The 18619-nt window shown below is 63.9% G+C and carries 12 protein-coding genes and 1 tRNA gene; 6 read left to right on the forward strand and 7 right to left on the reverse strand.

What is annotated here, in order from left to right:
- Window positions 1-2442: a TonB-dependent siderophore receptor gene (locus J3B00_RS06235; RefSeq protein ID WP_209865584.1), complete on the forward strand. Its 2442-nt coding sequence runs from the start codon at window positions 1-3 to the stop codon at window positions 2440-2442.
- Between the two features lie 125 nt (window positions 2443-2567).
- Here the strand turns inward: J3B00_RS06235 and J3B00_RS06240 are convergent.
- Both J3B00_RS06240 and J3B00_RS06245 read right to left on the reverse strand, forming a co-directional pair.
- Window positions 2568-2644 (reverse strand) — tRNA-Met (locus J3B00_RS06240).
- A 96-nt stretch (window positions 2645-2740) separates the two neighbouring features.
- Window positions 2741-3673, reverse strand: a complete 933-nt coding sequence (locus tag J3B00_RS06245; protein WP_245362501.1) for a FecR domain-containing protein — start codon at window positions 3671-3673, stop codon at window positions 2741-2743.
- Between the two features lie 182 nt (window positions 3674-3855).
- Here J3B00_RS06245 and J3B00_RS06250 point away from each other — a divergent pair, with 182 nt between their 5' ends.
- Complete coding sequence (locus tag J3B00_RS06250; RefSeq protein ID WP_209865587.1) at window positions 3856-5070, forward strand: MFS transporter; 1215 nt, start codon at window positions 3856-3858, stop codon at window positions 5068-5070.
- Between the two features lie 471 nt (window positions 5071-5541).
- The gene (locus J3B00_RS06255) at window positions 5542-6702 is read left to right on the forward strand and encodes an MFS transporter (protein WP_209865590.1); all 1161 of its coding nucleotides are present in this window, start codon (window positions 5542-5544) and stop codon (window positions 6700-6702) included.
- A gap of 25 nt (window positions 6703-6727) precedes the next feature.
- On the opposite strand, the gene J3B00_RS06260 is transcribed toward J3B00_RS06255, so the two are convergent.
- The 3 genes from J3B00_RS06260 to J3B00_RS06270 form a co-directional block, all read right to left on the reverse strand.
- Entirely contained in the window at window positions 6728-9184 is a 2457-nt protein-coding gene (locus tag J3B00_RS06260; RefSeq protein WP_209865593.1) for a TonB-dependent receptor, read from the reverse strand.
- Between the two features lie 95 nt (window positions 9185-9279).
- Complete coding sequence (locus tag J3B00_RS06265) at window positions 9280-10236, reverse strand: FecR domain-containing protein (RefSeq protein WP_209865595.1); 957 nt, start codon at window positions 10234-10236, stop codon at window positions 9280-9282.
- Complete coding sequence (locus J3B00_RS06270; RefSeq protein ID WP_209865598.1) at window positions 10223-10738, reverse strand: sigma-70 family RNA polymerase sigma factor; 516 nt, start codon at window positions 10736-10738, stop codon at window positions 10223-10225. The genes J3B00_RS06265 and J3B00_RS06270 overlap by 14 nt, the downstream gene beginning before the upstream one ends.
- Window positions 10739-10914: 176 nt before the next feature.
- Here J3B00_RS06270 and J3B00_RS06275 point away from each other — a divergent pair, with 176 nt between their 5' ends.
- The 3 genes from J3B00_RS06275 to J3B00_RS06285 all read left to right on the forward strand — a co-directional run bounded on the left by J3B00_RS06275 (window position 10915) and on the right by J3B00_RS06285 (window position 15158).
- On the forward strand, window positions 10915-11547 hold the full coding sequence (locus tag J3B00_RS06275; protein ID WP_209865601.1) for a DNA-3-methyladenine glycosylase: 633 nt from the start codon (window positions 10915-10917) through the stop codon (window positions 11545-11547).
- A 106-nt stretch (window positions 11548-11653) separates the two neighbouring features.
- The gene (ada, locus tag J3B00_RS06280) at window positions 11654-12700 is read left to right on the forward strand and encodes a bifunctional DNA-binding transcriptional regulator/O6-methylguanine-DNA methyltransferase Ada (RefSeq protein ID WP_209865604.1); all 1047 of its coding nucleotides are present in this window, start codon (window positions 11654-11656) and stop codon (window positions 12698-12700) included.
- A 55-nt stretch (window positions 12701-12755) separates the two neighbouring features.
- Window positions 12756-15158, forward strand: coding sequence for a DUF3772 domain-containing protein (locus tag J3B00_RS06285; protein ID WP_209865607.1), 2403 nt, complete (start codon window positions 12756-12758; stop codon window positions 15156-15158).
- 183 nt (window positions 15159-15341) lie between these two features.
- Here J3B00_RS06285 and J3B00_RS06290 read toward each other — a convergent pair whose 3' ends face one another.
- Both J3B00_RS06290 and J3B00_RS06295 read right to left on the reverse strand, forming a co-directional pair.
- Complete coding sequence (locus J3B00_RS06290) at window positions 15342-16559, reverse strand: DUF3422 domain-containing protein (RefSeq protein WP_209865611.1); 1218 nt, start codon at window positions 16557-16559, stop codon at window positions 15342-15344.
- Between the two features lie 332 nt (window positions 16560-16891).
- Complete coding sequence (locus J3B00_RS06295) at window positions 16892-18322, reverse strand: aldehyde dehydrogenase family protein (protein ID WP_209865614.1); 1431 nt, start codon at window positions 18320-18322, stop codon at window positions 16892-16894.
- Window positions 18323-18619: the final 297 nt, after the last annotated feature.

Genomic DNA, 18619 nt, shown 5'->3' on the forward strand with positions numbered 1-18619 from the left:
ATGTCCAACCTTGCCCTTCGCCCCAGCCTGCTGGCCTTGGCTATCGCCATGGGTAGCAGCCATGGCCTGATCTCCCCGGCCGTGGCTAGCGACGCGATCAATACCGTGCACAGCTACAACATCGCCGCAGGCCCGCTCGCCGATAGCCTGGCGCGTATCGCCCGCGACAGTGGCCAGGTGCTGTCCGCCGAGCCGGGCCTGGTCCAGGGCCGGCAAGCACCCGCCGTGGTCGGCCGGATGAGCGCCCGCGAGGCCGCCGAGCGTGCCCTGGCCGGCAGTGGCCTGGCCCTGCGGATCACCGCCAGCGGTAGTTGGAGCCTGCAGCCGCAGGCCAGCGGTGACGCCTTGGAGCTGGCGCCGACCCAGGTCGACAGCCGTACGCTGGAGAGTGCCTGGGGCCCGGTGCAAGGCTACGTGGCGCGGCGCACCGGCACCGCGACCAAGACCGACACCTCGCTACTGGAAGTGCCGCAGACCATCAACATCGTCACTGCCCGACAGATCACCGCGCAGGGCGCGCAGACGGTCACCGAGGCCTTGCGTTACACCCCGGGGATCACCGGCGGGGGTTTTCCTGATCGGGTCGGCCTGTTCGACGAAGTCACCTCGCGTGGCTTCTTGCCGACGCCTCTCTACCTGGATGGCCTGCACCTGCCGTATGGCAATGGCAGCACCGGCGGTGCCCTGCAGATCGACCCCTACACCCTCGAACGCATTGAAGTGCTCAAGGGGCCGGCCTCGGTGCTGTATGGCCAGAACCAGCCTGGCGGTATCATCAACATGGTTTCCAAGCGCCCGACCGCGACGCCATTGCATGAGATCGTGTTCGGTGGCGGCAGTCAGGACCGTCGCTACGGCGCCTTCGACTTCGGCGGGCCGCTGGATCAGCAGGGTGAGTGGCTGTACCGCCTGACCGGCACCGTCACCGACAAGAACGGCGAGATCGACTACACCGAGCAGAAGCGCTACATGCTCGCGCCGAGCCTGACCTGGATCCCCAACGACCAGTTGAGCCTGACGGTCTACGGGCATTTCCAGAAAGACAACGATGTACCCGAGGCCCAGGGCCTGCCTTCGGTGGGCACGGTGTTCTCCAGCCCGCAAGGGCGGATCAAGCGCAGCACGTTTATCGGCGAGCCAGATCTCAACAGCTATGACCGTGAGCAGTTCAGTGTCGGCTATGAACTGAGCTATGCCCTCAACGACATCTGGACCTTGCGTCAGAACACCCGCTACGCCTCGGTCGATGACCGATACGTGGCGCCGCTGCATGGCTATCGCTTCGTCACCAACCCGCAAACGGGCGCCAACGACCAGCGTTACATGACCCGCTATGGCGTGGACTGGGCACAGAAGAACAAGGTGCTGGGCATCGACAACATGGCCCAGGCCCGCTTCGCCACGGGTGAGGTCCAGCACACCGTGCTGATCGGCCTGGACCGTTATCACTCGAACTCGAAGTTCCTTGGCCGCTATGACTTCAACCCGCCGATCATCGACATGTATGACCCGGTCTACGGCCAGTCGCTGAACTACGTCAACCCGACCCGTTGGGACAACACCGTTGACCAGACCGGTGTGTACCTGCAGGACCAGCTCGATTGGGGGCGTTGGTTCCTGACCCTGGGGGGCCGCTATGACTGGGCCAAGACCGACAACCGAGTGCCGCCGAGCAGTGACAGCAGTGGTAGCCGCGACGAGCAGTTCAGTGGCCGTGCCGGATTGGGCTACAAGTTCGACAGCGGCGTCACCCCTTACCTGAGCTATTCCGAATCGTTCCTGCCCCTCAGCGGGACCAATGCCGAGCAGAAGCCTTTCGAGCCGTCGATCGGCAAGCAGTATGAGGCAGGCGTCAAATACCAGCCGAGTGGGCAAGAGAGCTTCATCCAGCTATCGGTCTATCAGATCGACCAGACCAACGTGCTGACCTCGGTCGGCCCGCAGTCGCCCTACAGTAACCAGTCCGGCGCAGTGCGTTCGCGGGGGGTCGAGCTCGAAGGCAAGGCGGCTTTGGCTCAGGACCTGAACCTGATCGCGTCGGTGGCGCGTAACCAGGTCAAGTACGTCAAGGACAACGATGGCCGTGAAGGGCGGCGGATGGCCGGGACGTCGCCGTTGACCGCATCGCTGTGGCTGGACTACCAGCTGCACGGTGACAGCGCTTGGCGTGGGCTGGGCGCTGGTGTCGGCGCGCGCTATGTGCGCGGTAGCGATGGTACGCAAACCGCGGACGAGCACTTCATGATCCCGTCGTACACGGTGTACGACGCCATGCTGTCGTATGACTTCAGTGAGTCTGCGTTACAGGTGCGTGGTTTGCGCTTGAAGCTGAACGTGCACAACCTGGCAGACCGCAAGTACGTCAGCAGTTGCACCAGCGAGTGGGACTGCTACTACGGCGAAGGGCGCACCCTGACCACCGATCTCACCTATAACTGGTGATGGTGTAGCCTCCTGTCGGCGATAGGTTCGCTGGCAGGAGGGCAGGCGCGATGCGGTTATTTGTGGCTGGGGTTTATTGCAGGCAAAGAAAAAGGGCTTACCTTTCGGTAAGCCCTTTTAGAAGTTGGTGGCTACACAGGGACTTGAACCCCGGACCCCAGCATTATGAATGCTATGCTCTAACCAACTGAGCTATGTAGCCAACTGGCGCGCATTATTCGCTTGAAACGCCCCCCTGTCAACACTCAATTCAAAAAAAATTTACACGCTTTCAAACGCTTAGCCGGCAACGCCCTGCTCAGCGCACGATCAGCCACTGGCCGAACAGGTCATACAGCCGCAATTGCTGCTCGGCGGCAAGCGTGTGCAGGCTCTCTGCCGGACGGTCAAGATTGAACTCACCGCTGACACGCCGGTAGGCGGTTTGCTCATCCATCAGCCATACCCGTTGACCTTGATAGCCGCCCAAACGCTCCAGCACTTGGCCCAAGGGTTGCTCCTTGGCCAGCAGGCGGCCGTTGCGCCAGGCATCGGCCGTTTTTACATCGATCTTCTGTACCGGGTCGATGCGCTGTTCGGAGAAGGTCACCCGTTCCCCGGCCGAGACCATGCGCTGGTCACCGCCCTGGATGATCATCGCCTTGCCGTTGAGCACGACCAGTTCGTCATGGTCGGCCGAGCGGGCGATCATCAGGCGAGTGCCGAACACCTGGATACGTGCGCTGTCGACCTGCACCTCCATGGCGCGACCATCGAGCATCACCTCCAGGTAGACCTGGCCCTGGACCAGATGCAACTGGCGGGTGCGGCCGCGCAGATCGACGTTCATCGCGCTAGCGCTGTCCAGGTGCATCGTCGAGCCATCGGCCAGGCGCACGCTGCGGCGCTCGCCGCTGGCGGTGTGCAGTTCACTGGCCAGGCGCTGCATCAGCGGCCAGTAAAGGTAGGCAAGGGCCGCCAGCACCAGCAGGAACAACGCGGCCAGCACCTTGCCCAGATGGCTGCGGCGGGCCTTCAGCACGCGCGGGCGGGGCCTTGCCGTTGGCGGCTTGAGCTGCTGCCAATAGGTTTCGAGCTCGGCGAATGCACGGGCGTTGTCAGGGGCCTGTGACCAGTCGGCAAATGCGCGGCGCTGCTGCTCGTCGCAACCGGGCTGGCGCAGCAAGGAAAACCACTCCAGCGCCTCGCGTTCGGGGTCGGGCTGGCGCTGCAGGGCGGGCATCGGGCTCATGGATCGGTTGCTCGCGAAAGAGGGCAGAGGTGCCCAATGTGGACGGGGGCAATGTGCCATGGATGCTAAATATATTGAGAACCATTTACAAGTGCGTGGCGGACAGGTGGCAAAAAAGCTAGCTATGTATCTATTTGTTTCCCGATAATCGGATCCCAAACCCGCGGACGGATATCCAGCCCATGGCCATCAGTAGTACCCAGAGCACCACCAGTGCGTCGGCAGCCCAAGGCGCCAACCCATTGGTGATGCGCATCATCGGCTTCTGCGCCCTGGCGCACCTGATCAACGACCTGATCCAGTCGGTACTGCCGGCCATCTATCCGATGCTCAAGGCCAACTATGACCTGAGCTTCACCCAGATCGGCATGATCACCCTGACCTTCCAGATCACTGCGTCGTTGCTGCAGCCGTGGGTCGGTTTCTACACCGACAAGCGGCCGACGCCGAACCTGTTGCCGCTGGGCACCCTGTGCACGCTGGTGGGCATCGTCATGCTGGCGTTCGTGGGCAGTTTTCCGATGATCCTGCTGGCCTCGGCGCTGGTCGGCATTGGCTCTTCGACCTTTCACCCGGAGACCTCGCGGATCGCGCGGTTGGCCTCGGGTGGGCGCTTTGGCCTGGCCCAGTCGACCTTCCAGGTGGGCGGTAACGCGGGCTCGGCGTTCGGTCCGTTGCTGGCGGCGGCAATCGTCATTCCCTTCGGCCAGAGCCATGTCGCCTGGTTCGGCCTGGCGGCGCTGTTCTTCTTTGGCGTGACCTTGCTGCTGCGCCGCTGGTACAAGGAGCATCTGAATCAGGCCAAGGCACGCAAGGCTGTACAGGCCACCCATGGCTTGTCGCGACAGCGCGTGATCGCCGCCTTGGCCGTGCTGGGCCTGCTGGTGTTCTCCAAGTACTTCTACATGGCCAGCTTCACCAGCTACTTCACCTTCTACCTGATCGAGAAGTTCGACCTGTCGGTGGCGAGTTCACAGTTGCACCTGTTCCTGTTCCTCGGGGCGGTGGCGGCAGGGACCTTTTTTGGTGGGCCGATCGGTGATCGGATCGGGCGCAAGGCGGTGATCTGGTTCTCGATCCTCGGTGTGGCGCCGTTTACCTTGGCCCTGCCGTATGCCGACTTGTTCTGGACCACCGTGCTCAGCGTGGTGATCGGCTTTATCCTGGCCTCGGCGTTCTCTGCCATCGTCGTCTATGCCCAGGAACTGGTGCCGGGCAATGTCGGCATGATTGCCGGGATCTTCTTTGGCCTGATGTTCGGCTTTGGCGGGATTGGCGCGGCGCTGCTGGGCTATGTGGCTGACCTGCGCGGCATTGAGTATGTGTATGGGCTGTGCTCGTACCTGCCGCTGTTTGGCGTGTTGGCGGTATTGCTGCCGTCGACGGGCAAACGTTGAAACCGTCGGGGCCGCGTTGCGACCCTTTCGCGACACAAGGCCGCTCCCACAGGACCGCGTGATGCCCATATTTACGGGACGAGCGCTGATCCTGTGGGAGCGGCCTTGTGTCGCGAAAGGGGCGCGAGGCGGCCCCAGCGATTGACGCTGCAAGCCGCCTTGGCCTAGAGTGCCGCCTCCTCTTCAACCTGCGTAGTCGATGCAATGCGCCGTAGCCAGCGTCTCCTCCAAGCCCGTCAGCCTGCAGCCCAGGCCTGTCGTCGTGCGTGGCCGAGCGACACAGTGCTCAAGCGTCGGCGCAGCGTGCTGTTTGCCTTTACCTTCTCGCCACACCTTGCCCTGAACTGATCCGCGTCCCTGTGCTCATCGCCGTCCCGGCCTGACCCAGGGCGCCTGCGCTCGAACATCTTTCAGGGTTTTCAGCCGACTACGGCCGCGCCTGCGGTGGTGCCGGCTTGCAAGGAGTGGGTAATGAACATGCGTTTGTTGGCGGGCCTTCTGTTCGCCGTGTCGGTAGTGGGCTTCAGCCTGGGGGCGAGCCTGCCACTGGTGTCGTTGCGTCTGCATGAAGCCGGCGCAAGCACCTTCGAGATCGGCATCGTCTCGGCCATTCCGGCCGCGGGCATGATGCTCTCGGCGTTTCTCGTCGATGCCTGCTGCCGGCACCTGACCCGACGCACCATCTACCTGCTGTGCTTCAGCCTGTGCACCGTGAGCGTCGGTCTGCTGGAGTGGGCGTTTTCGTCTATCTGGCTGCTGGCGCTGCTGCGCCTGGGCTTGGGCCTGGGCATGGGGATCGCGATCATTCTCGGTGAGTCCTGGGTCAACGAACTCTGCCCCGAGCACAACCGCGGCAAGATCATGGCGCTGTACGCCACCAGTTTCACCGGCTTCCAGGTGCTCGGCCCGGCCATGCTGGCGCTGGTCGGCGCGCATAGCCCGTGGGTGACCGGGGTGGTCACCGGCTGCTATGGCCTTGCGTTGCTGTGCATCGTGCTGACGGTGCCCAACGATCATGTCGAACACGGCGAGGAAGACGACAAGAGCTTCACCTTGGGTGGCTTCCTGCGGGTCGCCCCGGCGCTGTGTGTAGCGGTGCTGTTCTTTTCCTTCTTCGATGCGGTGGTGCTGTCGCTGTTGCCGGTGTATGCCAGTAGCCATGGCTTCGCCGTGGCCGTGGCAGCGCTGATGGTGACGGTAGTGTTTGCCGGCGACATGCTGTTCCAGTTGCCCTTGGGCTGGTTGGCCGACCGGGTCGAGCGGACCGGCCTGCACCTGGTGTGCGGCTTGCTGGCGATGGTGATCGGAGTTGCCCTGCCGTGGCTGCTGCAGATGACCTGGCTGTTGTGGCCGATGCTGGTGCTGTTGGGCGCGGTGGCGGGGGGGATCTACACCTTGGCGCTGGTGTTGATCGGGCAGCGTTTCAAGGGCCGCGACCTGGTCACTGCGAATGCCAGCGTTGGGCTGCTGTGGGGGATCGGTAGCCTGGTCGGGCCATTGGTCAGCGGCGCGGCAATGGAAGTGGCACCGCATGGGTTGCCGATGGCGTTGGCGCTGATGGCCGGGTTGTTCGTGTGCTTCGCCCGCCAGTCGTACCGCCGGGCGGGCAAGCTCAAGGCTGCGGTGGAGTGAGGGCTTGGCAGAGCCCTCGCCTGGGTCAGAAGGTCCCGCGCAGGGTTACCGAGACGTTGCGCGGATCACCCCAGTAGTAGCCAGTGGCAGTGGTGCCGATCTGCCGGTAGTACTTCTTGTCGAAGAGGTTATTGGCGTTCAACTGCACCGAGTAGTTGTCGTTGAAGCGATATTTGAGCAGCGCGTTGTAGACGGCATAGCCCGACTGTGTGGCCTTGGCCGTGCCGCTTTCGGAATAGATGTTGCTCTGCGCCTGCACGCCACCGCCAACCGTCCAGGCATCCAGCGCGCCGGGCAGGCGATAGCTGGTGAACAGCCTGAGCAGGTGCTCAGGGTCGGTGGTGCGGATCGCATTGCCGTTGGTCGCCGCGGTGTTCTTTACGTACTCGGTGGTGTTGTAGGTATAGCCACCGCTGACCTGCCAACCAGGCAGCACTTCACCAGAAAGCTCCAGGTCTATGCCTTCGCTGCGGCTCTTGCCTGAGGCGATCTTGCAGTAGCCGGTACCGCCATTACAGCCGAGCTGGCTGGAAAGGTCATCGACCGGTGTACCGACCTGGTTGATGCGAAAGTAGGCCAGGGAGGCATTCAGGCGCCCCTCATAGAATTCCCCTTTGATCCCGGTTTCATAGGCTTCGCCGACGACCGGATCGAGTACTGAATTGCTCTTGTCGACCACGGTCTGTGGGTTGAAGATCTCGGTGTAACTGGCGTAGACACTGAAGTTGTCATTGAGGTCATAGATCAATGCCGCGTAAGGCACGATCTTTTCATCGACGCTGAATTTGCCGTTGGCGCCGACGTTGTTTTCCTGCTCGTAGTCATACCAGTTGGCGCGTGCACCGATCACCGCAGTCAGTGGATCGGCCAGGGAAATTCGCCAGGTGGCGTGTGCGGCCTCCTGAGTGGTGCGAGTGCGCACCGGGTGGGGGATGTCGCTGATGGTCGGTTCGGCCAGACTGGTCTTCGGGTCCCAGTTGCGGATATCGACGATGTTCGAATACACCACCCGGTTAGTGCCCGACGCATAGGAGTCGTTGCGTATCCGCTCGACGCCGAGCATCAGTTCATGGGTCCGACCAAACAGGTCGAATGGTCCATTGACGGTTGCGCTGAGGTTGTTCTGCAGGCTCTCGCCACCATCGCCCTCGGTGACCTGATACGTCATCAAGTAGGGATTGGTATTGCTGGCGCGGCTCATGTAGGTCTGTTTGAAACCGTTATTATCCAGCTCGAAGTGAGTTCGCAGTGCCATCAACTTGAGCGTCCAGTCATTATCGAAGCGATGCTCCAGTTCGGCGAAGGTCTGCAGGTTGCTCCGGTCCCAACGATTCCATTCAGCGCCCAGGTATGTGCTGCGGCCAAGCGGCAGCGGTGAACCGTCGAAGTCGGCAGGCAGGTTGCCCCAGGCGCCGGTAGCGTCCAGCTTGGTCCACTCGACGCCGGTGGTCAGGGTCGTGCTGTCGCTGAGGTCGAATGCCAGTTGTCCGGAAAACGCCTCCTTGCGCTCCATGCGCGAGTCCTGGAACAGGTCGCGATCATCGTGCACGGCGATCACCCGGCCGCGCACGTTGCCCGTCTCGGTCAGCGGTCCGGAGATATCAGCGACGTAACGTTGCGCATTCCACGAACCAAGAGTGACCAAGCCTTCGGCCTGGAACTCGTGAGTCGGCCGCTTGCGCACCAGATTGACTGTTCCCGATGGGTTGCCAGCGCCACGTAACATTCCGGTAGCGCCGCGGAGTACTTCTGCGCGGTCAATGAACGCTGAATCACTCTGGATGAATGAGCCGCCGCCACTGCTCTGGACGACGGTCGCGCCGTCGTACTGGATGGCGTCGATTGCGTAGCCGCGGGAGTAATACTGTACGCGCTCACTGTCGGTGTAATTGACCACTACGCCGGGGGTCTGCTCAAGCAGGCTGGTGAGGTTGGTGATGTTCTGGTCTTCGATCCGCTGACGGCTGACGACGGTCACCGACTGCGGCGTGTGACGCAGGGTTTGCGGCATCTTGCCGATAGTCACTGCGCCAGTGGTGTAGGAGCCGGAATGCTCAGTGGTCTCGCCCAAGCGATTGCTGGAGACACTTGTCGCCCCCAGCTCCATCGCACTGCCAATGTCCACCGCCGGGATCAACAGAAAGCTGGTATCGCTCTCTTCCTGGACCTGTACATCGCTGCCCTGTAGCAGGATCGATAACGCCTGAGCGCTGTCATGCCGGCCCTGCACGCCACGGGTGGTCTTGCCTTGCAGGCTGTTCGCATCGAACGACAGGTTCAGGCCGCCTTGGCGGGCCATCTGGTCCAGTGCGGGGGCCAATGGGCCAGGCGCAATGTTCCAGTCGATCTGCTGGCGCTGGCTGACGGCTGCGGCCTGGGCCTGCAAGGGAAGGGCGCAGGCGCCTGCCAGGCTGAGGCCGAGCAGGGCGGCGCGCACGGCATGGCGCAGGTTGTCGTTGCGAGGGGAACCGGGGTGAATCATGAAGCGCTCCTGAAGGCTGCGTAGACCACTTTTCGGGCTTTGTTCCTTCAGGCCGAGCGAAGGTGAGCATCCACCTCATTTATTTTCGAATTTTTTCAGGCGGCGCCGATGCTCACCCAATAACGCGTGCGGTAGTCGATGCGCACCGGCAGACTGCGCGCGAGCAGCAGCAGGATCTGCTCGGTATCGGCCAGTTGGTAGGTGCCGGATACCTTCAGCTCGGCCACCTCCGGCGCACAGCGCAGCAGGCCGGGTCGGTAGCGTGAGAGCTCGGTGACGAAGTCTCCCAAGGGCATCTGCTGCACGCTGAGCACGCCATCGGTCCAACCCCAGGGATCAGCCTGTAGTACGGCAGGCTGGAAGGTGCCAGCGGCGGACACTTGCAGCACTTCGCCCGCATGTACCTGGCGCAATGGCGCAGCGTTGGCCGACAGCGTGACTTCGCCCCGACGAACCGCCAGCAACAGGCCCTGGTCATTCTCGCGCAGCAACAGTAGGCCGTTCTGGGTGGTCAAGGCGCCGATACCGGTCTTGACCACGAACGGCCGGTTGTCGTCGGCGTTGCTGTCCAGGGTCATTTCGCCTTCGACGAGGGTCAGCAGGCGTTGATCGACGCTGTAGCGCAGGTCGATGGCAGTGTTGGTGTTGAGCTGGATGCGGCTGCCGTCGCTGCCGCGCAGGTCGCTGCGTTCACCGGTGCCGGTGCGACTGTCGGCGAGCATCGCCGGCAGGCCCAGCGGCTCGCGCGCGGCCCAGGCAAAACTGCCGCCCACCGCCAGCAGCGTGAGCACCTTGAGGTGGTCGCGGCGGCTGATCCGCTGGCGCTGGCTACCCTCAAGCGTGCGTCGGCTGAGGTCGCCCGGCAGGCCCGCCAGTTCGTCACTGAGAGTGCTCACCCGCTGCCAGGCCTGGGCATTCTGCGGATGGCTGGCCAGCCACTGCTGGAACTGGCGCTCAGTGCGCGCGCTGGGCTCGTCGAAACGCAGCTTCACCAGCCAGTCGATGGCCTGGTCGACTTGCGTCTGGGCGGGGTTGAGTTCAGGCGTCGGCATAGCGCAGCCGATAGCAGACGCCCAGGGCCTTGGCCAGGTCGCGTTCGATGGTGGCGCGGGAGACGTCCAGCTGTTTGGCGATCTGGACGATGCTCAGGCCGTCGAGCTGCGCCAGCAGAAAGGCCTGACGCGCCCGTGGCTTGAGCTGGTGCAGGGCACGGTCGAGGCGTTCGAGGGTGTCGAGGATGACCAGTCGATGCTCTTCGCTGGGCGCTTCGCCTTCGGGCAAGTTGGCCAGGCTTTCCTGATAGGCGCGCTCGAGGGCGCGTCGGCGAAACTGGTCGATCATCAGGCCCCGGGCGATGCTGCTGAGGTAGGCGCGGGGTTCTTTCAGGGCGGATACCTGGCGTGCGCGCAGTAACCTGACAAAAGTGTCCTGGGCAAGGTCGGCGGCGTTTTCCCGGCAACCGACCCGCGCCCGCAGCCAACCGCTCAGCCAGGCATGGTGGGATTGATAGAGCAGATTGACCTCGGCCGGTTTGAGCGTGTCGTTCATCTGCATCGTTGCAATTGCCCTGACCCTGGATGGAAGTGCGTTTGTTAATACTTCTCAATTCTATGGGTGGTGGACGGCGCAGAGCAATGGTATGCCGCGAAATTGTCGCGCATGATCTGGCGTTTTAGTGATGAGCGGCTGGTCTAGAATGAGGGCTTTTACGCTTACCCTGGTATTCGTCAATGATCCTCGCTGATCTCTCGCCCGCCGCCTTGCGCGAGGCCACAACCTATCTGGCAGGCTTGGACGCAGACTGGTCGCGCCATATCGCCGCGACCGGGCCGTGTCTGCATCAGGCGACGCCGGGGCGTGAGCCGTATGAGGCGCTGGTGCGGGCGATTGCCCATCAGCAACTGCATGCGCGTGCGGCCGAGGCGATTCTGGGGCGTATGCTGGGGTTGTTTCCCGGCGTTGCGTTTCCCACTCCGGAGCAATTGCTGGCGACCAGCCCTGAAGCGTTGCGCGGGTGTGGCTTCTCCGCTAGCAAGCTGGCGACGGTGCAGGGGATTGCCCAGGCCCGCCTGGACGGTGTGGTGCCCAGCCGCGAGGAGGCGCTTGGCTTGCAGGATGATGCGTTGATCGAGCGACTGGTGACCTTGCGTGGGGTAGGGCGCTGGACGGTGGAGATGTTGTTGATCTACTGCCTGGAACGCTCGGACATTTTGCCGGTGGATGACTTTGGAGTGCGCGAGGGGTACCGCAGGATCAAGGGCCTGGACAAGGCGCCGACCCCGGCGCAGATCCGTGCGCTGGCCGTGCTGTGGAGCCCTCACCGAACGGCAGCGGCCTGGTATCTGTGGCGTGCTGTAGGTTGATGGGACGCGCAGCGGTCAGGATCGTTGATTACACGCGCAAGATTGAGAGTGAATTGGCAGGCCCGGGCCTGTCAGGCTGAATACTCTGCTCAAAAGGAAACAACCGATGAAGCCTGCCTACGTCACCGACGCCGACCGCTGGCTCGCCGTGCAAACTCGCGACAGCGCTGCCGCCGGGCACTTCGTCTACGCCGTACGCACCACCGGCATCTATTGCCAGCCCGGCTGCAAATCGCGCTTGGCCAAGCGCGCCAACGTCACTTTCTACCCCGACCCGGCCACTGCCCAAGCCGCGGGCTACCGTGCCTGCCAGCGGTGTACCGGTAGCGCCCGGCGCACCGAGCTGATTGCCCGCGCCTGCCGTCTGATCGAAGCCGGTGACAGCGCGCCGAGCCTCGAGCAACTGGGCAGCGAACTCGGCGTCAGCCCTTTCCATCTGCAGCGCCTGTTCAAGGCCGCGACCGGCCTCACCCCCAAAGCCTATGCCTCGGCGTTCCGCGCCCAGCGACTGCGCGAGGGCCTCGGCAATCAGGCCGCGACGGTCACCGACGCCATCTACGATGCGGGCTACAACTCCAACAGCCGCTTTTACCAAAGTGCAGGCCAGCGCCTGGGCATGCGCCCCCGGCAATATCGCGCCGGTGGCCAGGGTGTGACGATCCGTTTCGCGGTGGGCCAGTGTTCGCTCGGCGCCATTCTGGTGGCGCAGAGCGAACGTGGCATCTGCGCGATTCTTCTGGGTGATGAACCCGAAGCCCTGCTCAATGCGCTGCAGGATCAGTTCCCCAAGGCGGACCTGATCGGCGGGGACGCCAGCTTCGAGCGCCTGGTTGCCCAAGTCGTGGGCTTCGTCGAGCAGCCCGCGCTGGGCCTCGAACTGCCTTTGGACGTCCAGGGCACAGCCTTTCAGGAGCGCGTCTGGCAGGCCCTGCGCGAGGTCCCGGCGGGCTGCCGGGTCAGTTACAGCGATATCGCCGAGCGCATCGGTGCACCCAAGGCTGTACGGGCGGTGGCGCTGGCGTGCGCGGCCAACCGCATCGCGGTGGCCATCCCCTGCCATCGGGTGGTGCGCCGGGATGGTGACATCAGCGGCTATCGCTGGGGCGTGGAACGCAAACGGCAGCTGCTCGACCGAGAAACGGCGCTCACCTGAGCCCTGAAGCCGCGTAGAATTCTCCGCCAGTTGCGCTTGTAAATAGGGGAATGCAATGAGGCGTATCAGCCTTGACCGTTTGTGTGTGGGGATTCTTGCCCTGCTCTTGTGGGTAGCCACGCCGGCCTGGTCGGCAGGGGCTACCCCCGTTTCGCAGTTGCTGGCCGGTGAGCTGCCTGCGTTGGATGAAAATGCCAGCCTGGAGCAGTTGAGTGACCGGCTCGACCAGATTCGCCAAGGCGTCAGCAGCAAGGCCAATGACGATCAGCTCTCGCAATTGCGGCAGGCGGCCATGGTCGTGCAGCGCCAGGCGGATGCCTTGGTCGCACTGCGCACCACTGATCTGCAGCGTTTGGACGATCAGCTCAACGTGCTTGGCCCGGTGCTACCGGATGAAGCCGACAGCATCACCCGTCAGCGTCAGCAACTGACCAGCGAGAAAAAATCGTTGCTGGCCCAGCAACAGACCGCCACCCAACTGACCCAGTCAGCGCGTGATCTGTCGACGCAGATCGTCAACCTGCGCCGCAGCCAGTTCAACTCACAGATCACCAGCCGCGCCGCGAGCCCGTTGAGCCCGGCCTTCTGGTCGAGCTTCATTCGCCCCACCGACGATGATGTCGCCCGCTTGCGTGCCCTGCGCGGTGAAGCCGCCGATGCCGTGGCGAGCGCCTTCAGCGCCGAACACCGCTGGTTGTTCATCACCAGCCTGGTCGCTGCACTGCTGGTCTGGACCTTGGTCCGGCTGGTGTTCGAGCGGCTGCTGGCCGACGCGATGATCCGCTGGCTGCCGGAGGGCCGCCTGCGCCGCAGCGCCCTGGCCTTGAGCGTCAGCCTGGCCACCCTGGCGACCATCTCCGGCTCGGTATCGCTGGTGCGCTGGGGCCTGGAAACCAGTGCCGAGCTGAGTGCCGATATCGCCAGCCTGATCAACCATGTACTTACCCTGGTGATTTTCAGCGCCTTCATTACCGGTTTGGGCCGCGCCATGCTGATGTTGCAGCGGCCGTCCTGGCGCCTGCCGCCGATCCCGGACGAAGTGGCCAGCGCCCTTGGCTGGTTCCCCAAGTTGCTCGCGCTGGCGCTGATGGTGCTGTTGACCCAGGAGCGGATCAACAGTGTGATCGGCACCAGCCTGGCGTTGACCCTTGCCACCAACGGCGTGACCGCCCTGGTGGTGGCGTCGCTGTTCGCCGCTGCGCTGGTGTGCTACCGCCGTGCCCGGCGTCATCACGGCCTGGAGCGGCCTACCGGACTGGCTGGGCTGATCCCGTTCGTGGTGGTGACGTGGCTGGCGCTCATCGTGCTGACGCTGCTCACCGGCTACCTGACCCTGGCCTACTTCCTGACGGCCAAGCTGCTCTGGATCAGCGTGGTCGCCACCTGCGCCTACCTGCTGGTGACGGTGTTCGGCGACTTGTGCGAAGCCCTGCTGTCGCCGCGCCAGCCTGGCGGCCTGGCGTTGGCCTCGGCACTGGGCCTGGCCCAGCGGCACCAGGCCCAGGCCAGCACCATCCTGGCGGGCATCGGTCGCACCCTACTGCTGTTTGCTGCGGCCTTGCTGGCGTTCATGCCGTCGGGCACCAGCCCGGGTGAGCTGCTGCTGAGCCTGGCGGATTGGGACGGCAGCGGTGGCAAGGTCCTGGGTAACCTGAACATCGTTCCGCAGGACATCTTCATTGCCCTGGCGATGTTCTTCGGTGGCCTGTTCGCCATTCGCGTGGTCAAGCGCTGGCTGAGCGAGCGCCTGCTGCCCGAGACTGACATGGACGCCGGCATGCGCGCGTCGCTGGTGACATTGGTCGGTTACCTGGGCTTCCTGTTCCTGGCCATGCTGGTGATGTCGACCCTGCGCATCAACCTGACCAGCCTGACCTGGGTGGTCAGTGCGCTGTCGGTGGGTATCGGTTTCGGTTTGCAGCAGATCGTGCAGAACTTCATCTCCGGCCTGATCCTGCTCACCGAGCGTCCGGTCAAGGTGGGTGACTGGGTCAGCCTGGCTGGGGTCGAGGGTGACATTCGCCGGATCAACGTGCGCGCCACCGAGATCCAGATGTCCGACCGCTCCACGGTGATCGTGCCCAACTCGCAGTTCATTTCGCAGAACGTGCGCAACGTGACCATGGGCAATGCCTTGGGCGTGGTCGGCATCAGCCTGACCCTGCCGCTCGAGACCGACCCGAACCAGGTACGTGAACTGCTGTTGGCGGCGTATGCCGAGCACGAGGCGATCCTCGATGCGCCGACGCCTTCGGTGACCTTCAAGGACCTCACCGCCAGTGGCATGGTGTTGAGTGCCAGTGGCTATGTGGCCGGGCCGCGGCAAGTGTCGGCGACCCGCAGCGACCTGCTGTTCACGGTGCTGGCGCGGTTGCGCGATGCCGGGATTGCCCTGTCGTCGCCACAGAGCATGGTGCTGGTGCAGGAAGCTCAGCGCCCGGCTGACGAGCCGGCCTGAGGCGAGGTTGTGAAATTGCGTCTGGTCTGAATACGCTGGGGCTGCTTTGCAGCCCTTTGCGACCGGTCCGGCGCCCCGGCGAGGTCGCTCCTGCAAAAGCGCCGATGCGGTCCCTGCAGGAGCGGCCTTGTGTCGCGAAAGGGGCGCGCAGCGCCCCCAGCACCCGTGGCCTCCCTGCCTCAATCAATGCTGCTTGGCCTGCCTGATCCGCAGCAGGATCACCAGCAACACGAGCATCACCGCTGGCGTCATCGCCAACAGCGCATCGCGCGCCGCCAGGCCTGCGCCGAGCACGTTCAGCCCGCCATACAGCAGCTTGAACAGGTTCAGCAGGTAATAGGTGATGGCAATGATCGACAGCCCCTCCACCGCCCGCTGGATCTTCACCTGCGCATCGGCCCTCGCATTCAGGCTGCCGAGGATCTGCGCGTTCTGCTCTTCCATCTCGACCTGAACCCGTGCCTGTAGCAGGTCGCCCAGGTTGGCCACGTTCTTTGCCAGTTGCTCCAGCCGTTGCTCGGTGGCCGAGCAATAGCGCACGGTCGGCTTGAAACGCCGCTCGATGAATACCCCCAGCCGCTGGCAATCGCCGACATGGCTCTCGCGCAACTCGCCCAGGCGCTCGAACACCAGCTGCGCGTAGGCCTGGCTGGCGCCGAAGCGGTGGCGCGTCTTCACGGTGCGGCTGACCACCTGCCGCGACAGGTGGGCGATGGCTTCGAGCAGAGCCTTGGAGTCGTGGCCAGCGACGCTGGCACTGCGTTCGGAGAGGCTCACCAGGGTCTTGTCGAAAACGTCCAGCTCCTGGCCCAGTGCTTTCGCCGTGGTCAATGCCAGCGAAGCCATCATGCGGTACGTCTCGATCTCCAGCAGGCGCCGGATCATCCGGCCCTGGCGATAGGCGTTGAGCCGGCGGTTGATGAACAGGAAGCGGTTGGTGCCGTCCTCGGTGAGGCGAAAGTCGCTCCACACCACGGCATCGCCGCCGCCGACGCAGGACCCGCAGGGGTCCTTGAAACCGTGGCGGCTGAGGTCCAGGTCCTGTTCGTCGCGCACCAGCACCTGCACCGCGTTGATCACCTCGGCCGACTGCGGCGCTATGGCGTCGGCCAGTACCGCCGGCAACGCTTGCCAGTCGGTGGCGGTGGCGGCGCAGGGCACGACCAGGGTCAGGGTGAAGAACTCGGTGTGCCGTTCCCATTTGAACGGGTGGCCGTCCAGGTTAGTGATGCCCTGGGCCGCTTCGAGGTCGCAGGCCTGTGCGCAGCAGCGTTGCAGTAGCGCCGTGCAGGCCGCGTTGCCGCCGAGCAGGGCCAGATGGAAGACGTGCGCCGGGCCGTCGAAGTACAGCGACGGGCGGGCGTGCAGTTCGTTGTGCAAGGCGGTGCGTTGAGGGTGCATGGTTGGTCCGGCCTGGTGTTGTGATTGTGGGGGTACCAGGTAGTGGGACTTCGCGAGAAGGGAGGAAAGTCACCCAGTTGATGTTTGGGTTGGCAGTGTCGGCCTCTTCGCGGGGCAAGCCCGCTCCTACAGGTGTTCTGTGGCCTGCAGATTGGCACCCTCCCTGTAGGAGCGGGCTTGCCCCGCGAAGAGGCCCGAAAATCCACCCCCCATTCCACTGTCGAAGACAACGACAGCCCAAGCGCTGCCGGTCACGAGCCGACCTCAGGCGGCCGAACGTGAAAGCCCCTTGTGGCAGCTGCCATCAAGGGGCTTTTCAGCGCATCCGGTGGTTAACCCAGGCAGCGCGTCACATGCTTTACCGACTGATACGCGGACAAGCCCCAAGGCCCGAGCTCGCGGCCGATCCCGCTGCCCTTGGTGCCGCCCCACGACGTCTCGACGAATACCGCCTGCACCGAGTTGATCCACACATGGCCAACTTCCAGCGCATCGGCGACACGCTCGGCACGTTGCAGGTCGGCCGAGCACACGGTGGCAACCAGGCCGAAGCGGCTGTCGTTGGCCTGAGCGATGGCTTGCTGCTCGGTCGAGAAGCGGCGGGCGCAGAGCACCGGGCCAAAGATCTCTTCCGACCACAAGCGGCTGCTCTGCGGCACATCCACATACAGCGTCGGGCTGACGAACCAGCCCTCACGGTCCAGTGCCTTGCCGCCGGCCAGGCATTGCAAACCCTCGTCCCGGGCGGTGGCAAAGTAGCCAGCGACTTTCAGCCATTGCGCCTGGCTGGTCAGTGGCCCCATGTCGACTTCTTCGGTGAGCGGGTTGCCCACGCGCAGCTTCTCCAGCGCCTCCTGCAGGCGTGGCAACAATGCATCGGCGATACCGTCCTGAACCAACAGGCGCGAGGTCGCCGAGCACATCTGCCCGGCGTTCCAGGTAAACCCGGCGACAATCCACTCCACCGCCTGATCAACATCACAGTCGTCGAACACGACGATCGCCGACTTGCCGCCCAACTCCAGCGTCAGCGGCCGGCACTGCACCGCCGAAGCGCGCATGACCTGGCTGCCGACACCGTTGCTGCCGGTGAACGACAGCTTGTCCAGGCCACTATGGCCGCTCAGCGCAGCACCGGTCTCGGCCTTGCCGTTGACAATGTTCAACACGCCCGCAGGCAGGCCAAGCTGTTCGGCGATCTGGCCGTAAGCCTGTTCGATCAGCGGAGTGACTTCCGAAGGCTTGAGCACCACCGTGCAGCCGGCGGCGAGGGCCGGGGCCAGCTTCCAGGCACTGGTGACCAAGGGGAAGTTCCACGGCACGATCAGGCCGACCACGCCGACCGGTTCCAGCCGGGTGCGGGCGCTGAAGCCAGGTACCGCCAGCGGCACGTCGCGGTTTTTCTCGGGCAGTTGCTCGGCCAGGTCTGCGTAGTAGGTGAAGGTCGCCACGGCATCGTCCAGGTCGATCTCGGCTTCATGACGAGGCTTGCCGTTGTTGCGCATCTGCAGGGCGATAAGGTCTTCGCGGCGTGCGCCCAGTTGCTCGGCGAAACCGCGCAGGAGCGCGGCGCGCTCGCCAGCCGATGTCTGCTTCCAGGCGGGCAGCGCACGGCGCGCAGCGGCGACCGCCTGGTCGACCTGCGCGGTGCTGGCCGACATCAGTTCGGCAAACGGCAGGCCCAGCGCCGGCTCATGCACGGTGATGCAGTCGTTGCCTTGGCCTTCGACCCAGCGGCCGTCGATGTAGTGAGGTGTGGTCATGGTCGGATTCCGGTCAGGCGATTTCAGCGGTGGGGGTTACCGGCATGCGCAAGGTGCTTTTGCAGCGCACCCAGCGCGGGCCGTTCGGGCCATACACGCCAGCAGGTTCAGGGAACAGGTTGAGCAGGGGCATTGGATTCTGATGAGGGAATGGGTCGCGAAAAATCGCTGGGGGCAAATAATCAGTTCAGGAATTTCTGAACGAAAGCACTCCATGTCGATTAGCTGCACAGCGCCAAGTTAACAATCCGTGCAGTGGGCTTTACCCCTGTGTGGTCACTGGATATCGTGACGGGC

It is taken from the genome of Pseudomonas sp. BP8 (assembly GCF_017875955.1).
Lineage (GTDB): Bacteria > Pseudomonadota > Gammaproteobacteria > Pseudomonadales > Pseudomonadaceae > Aquipseudomonas.

Excerpts from the sequence above, each read along its gene's own strand:
- J3B00_RS06235 (WP_209865584.1), top strand. The coding sequence starts at position 1 with ATGTCCAACCTTGCCCTTCGCCCCAGCCTGCTGGCCTTGGCTATCGCC.
- J3B00_RS06245 (WP_245362501.1), bottom strand. The coding sequence starts at position 3,673 with ATGAGCCCGATGCCCGCCCTGCAGCGCCAGCCCGACCCCGAACGCGAG.
- J3B00_RS06250 (WP_209865587.1), top strand. The coding sequence starts at position 3,856 with ATGGCCATCAGTAGTACCCAGAGCACCACCAGTGCGTCGGCAGCCCAA.
- J3B00_RS06255 (WP_209865590.1), top strand. The coding sequence starts at position 5,542 with ATGAACATGCGTTTGTTGGCGGGCCTTCTGTTCGCCGTGTCGGTAGTG.
- J3B00_RS06260 (WP_209865593.1), bottom strand. The coding sequence starts at position 9,184 with ATGATTCACCCCGGTTCCCCTCGCAACGACAACCTGCGCCATGCCGTG.
- J3B00_RS06265 (WP_209865595.1), bottom strand. The coding sequence starts at position 10,236 with ATGCCGACGCCTGAACTCAACCCCGCCCAGACGCAAGTCGACCAGGCC.
- J3B00_RS06270 (WP_209865598.1), bottom strand. The coding sequence starts at position 10,738 with ATGCAGATGAACGACACGCTCAAACCGGCCGAGGTCAATCTGCTCTAT.
- J3B00_RS06275 (WP_209865601.1), top strand. The coding sequence starts at position 10,915 with ATGATCCTCGCTGATCTCTCGCCCGCCGCCTTGCGCGAGGCCACAACC.
- ada (WP_209865604.1), top strand. The coding sequence starts at position 11,654 with ATGAAGCCTGCCTACGTCACCGACGCCGACCGCTGGCTCGCCGTGCAA.
- J3B00_RS06285 (WP_209865607.1), top strand. The coding sequence starts at position 12,756 with ATGAGGCGTATCAGCCTTGACCGTTTGTGTGTGGGGATTCTTGCCCTG.
- J3B00_RS06290 (WP_209865611.1), bottom strand. The coding sequence starts at position 16,559 with ATGCACCCTCAACGCACCGCCTTGCACAACGAACTGCACGCCCGCCCG.
- J3B00_RS06295 (WP_209865614.1), bottom strand. The coding sequence starts at position 18,322 with ATGACCACACCTCACTACATCGACGGCCGCTGGGTCGAAGGCCAAGGC.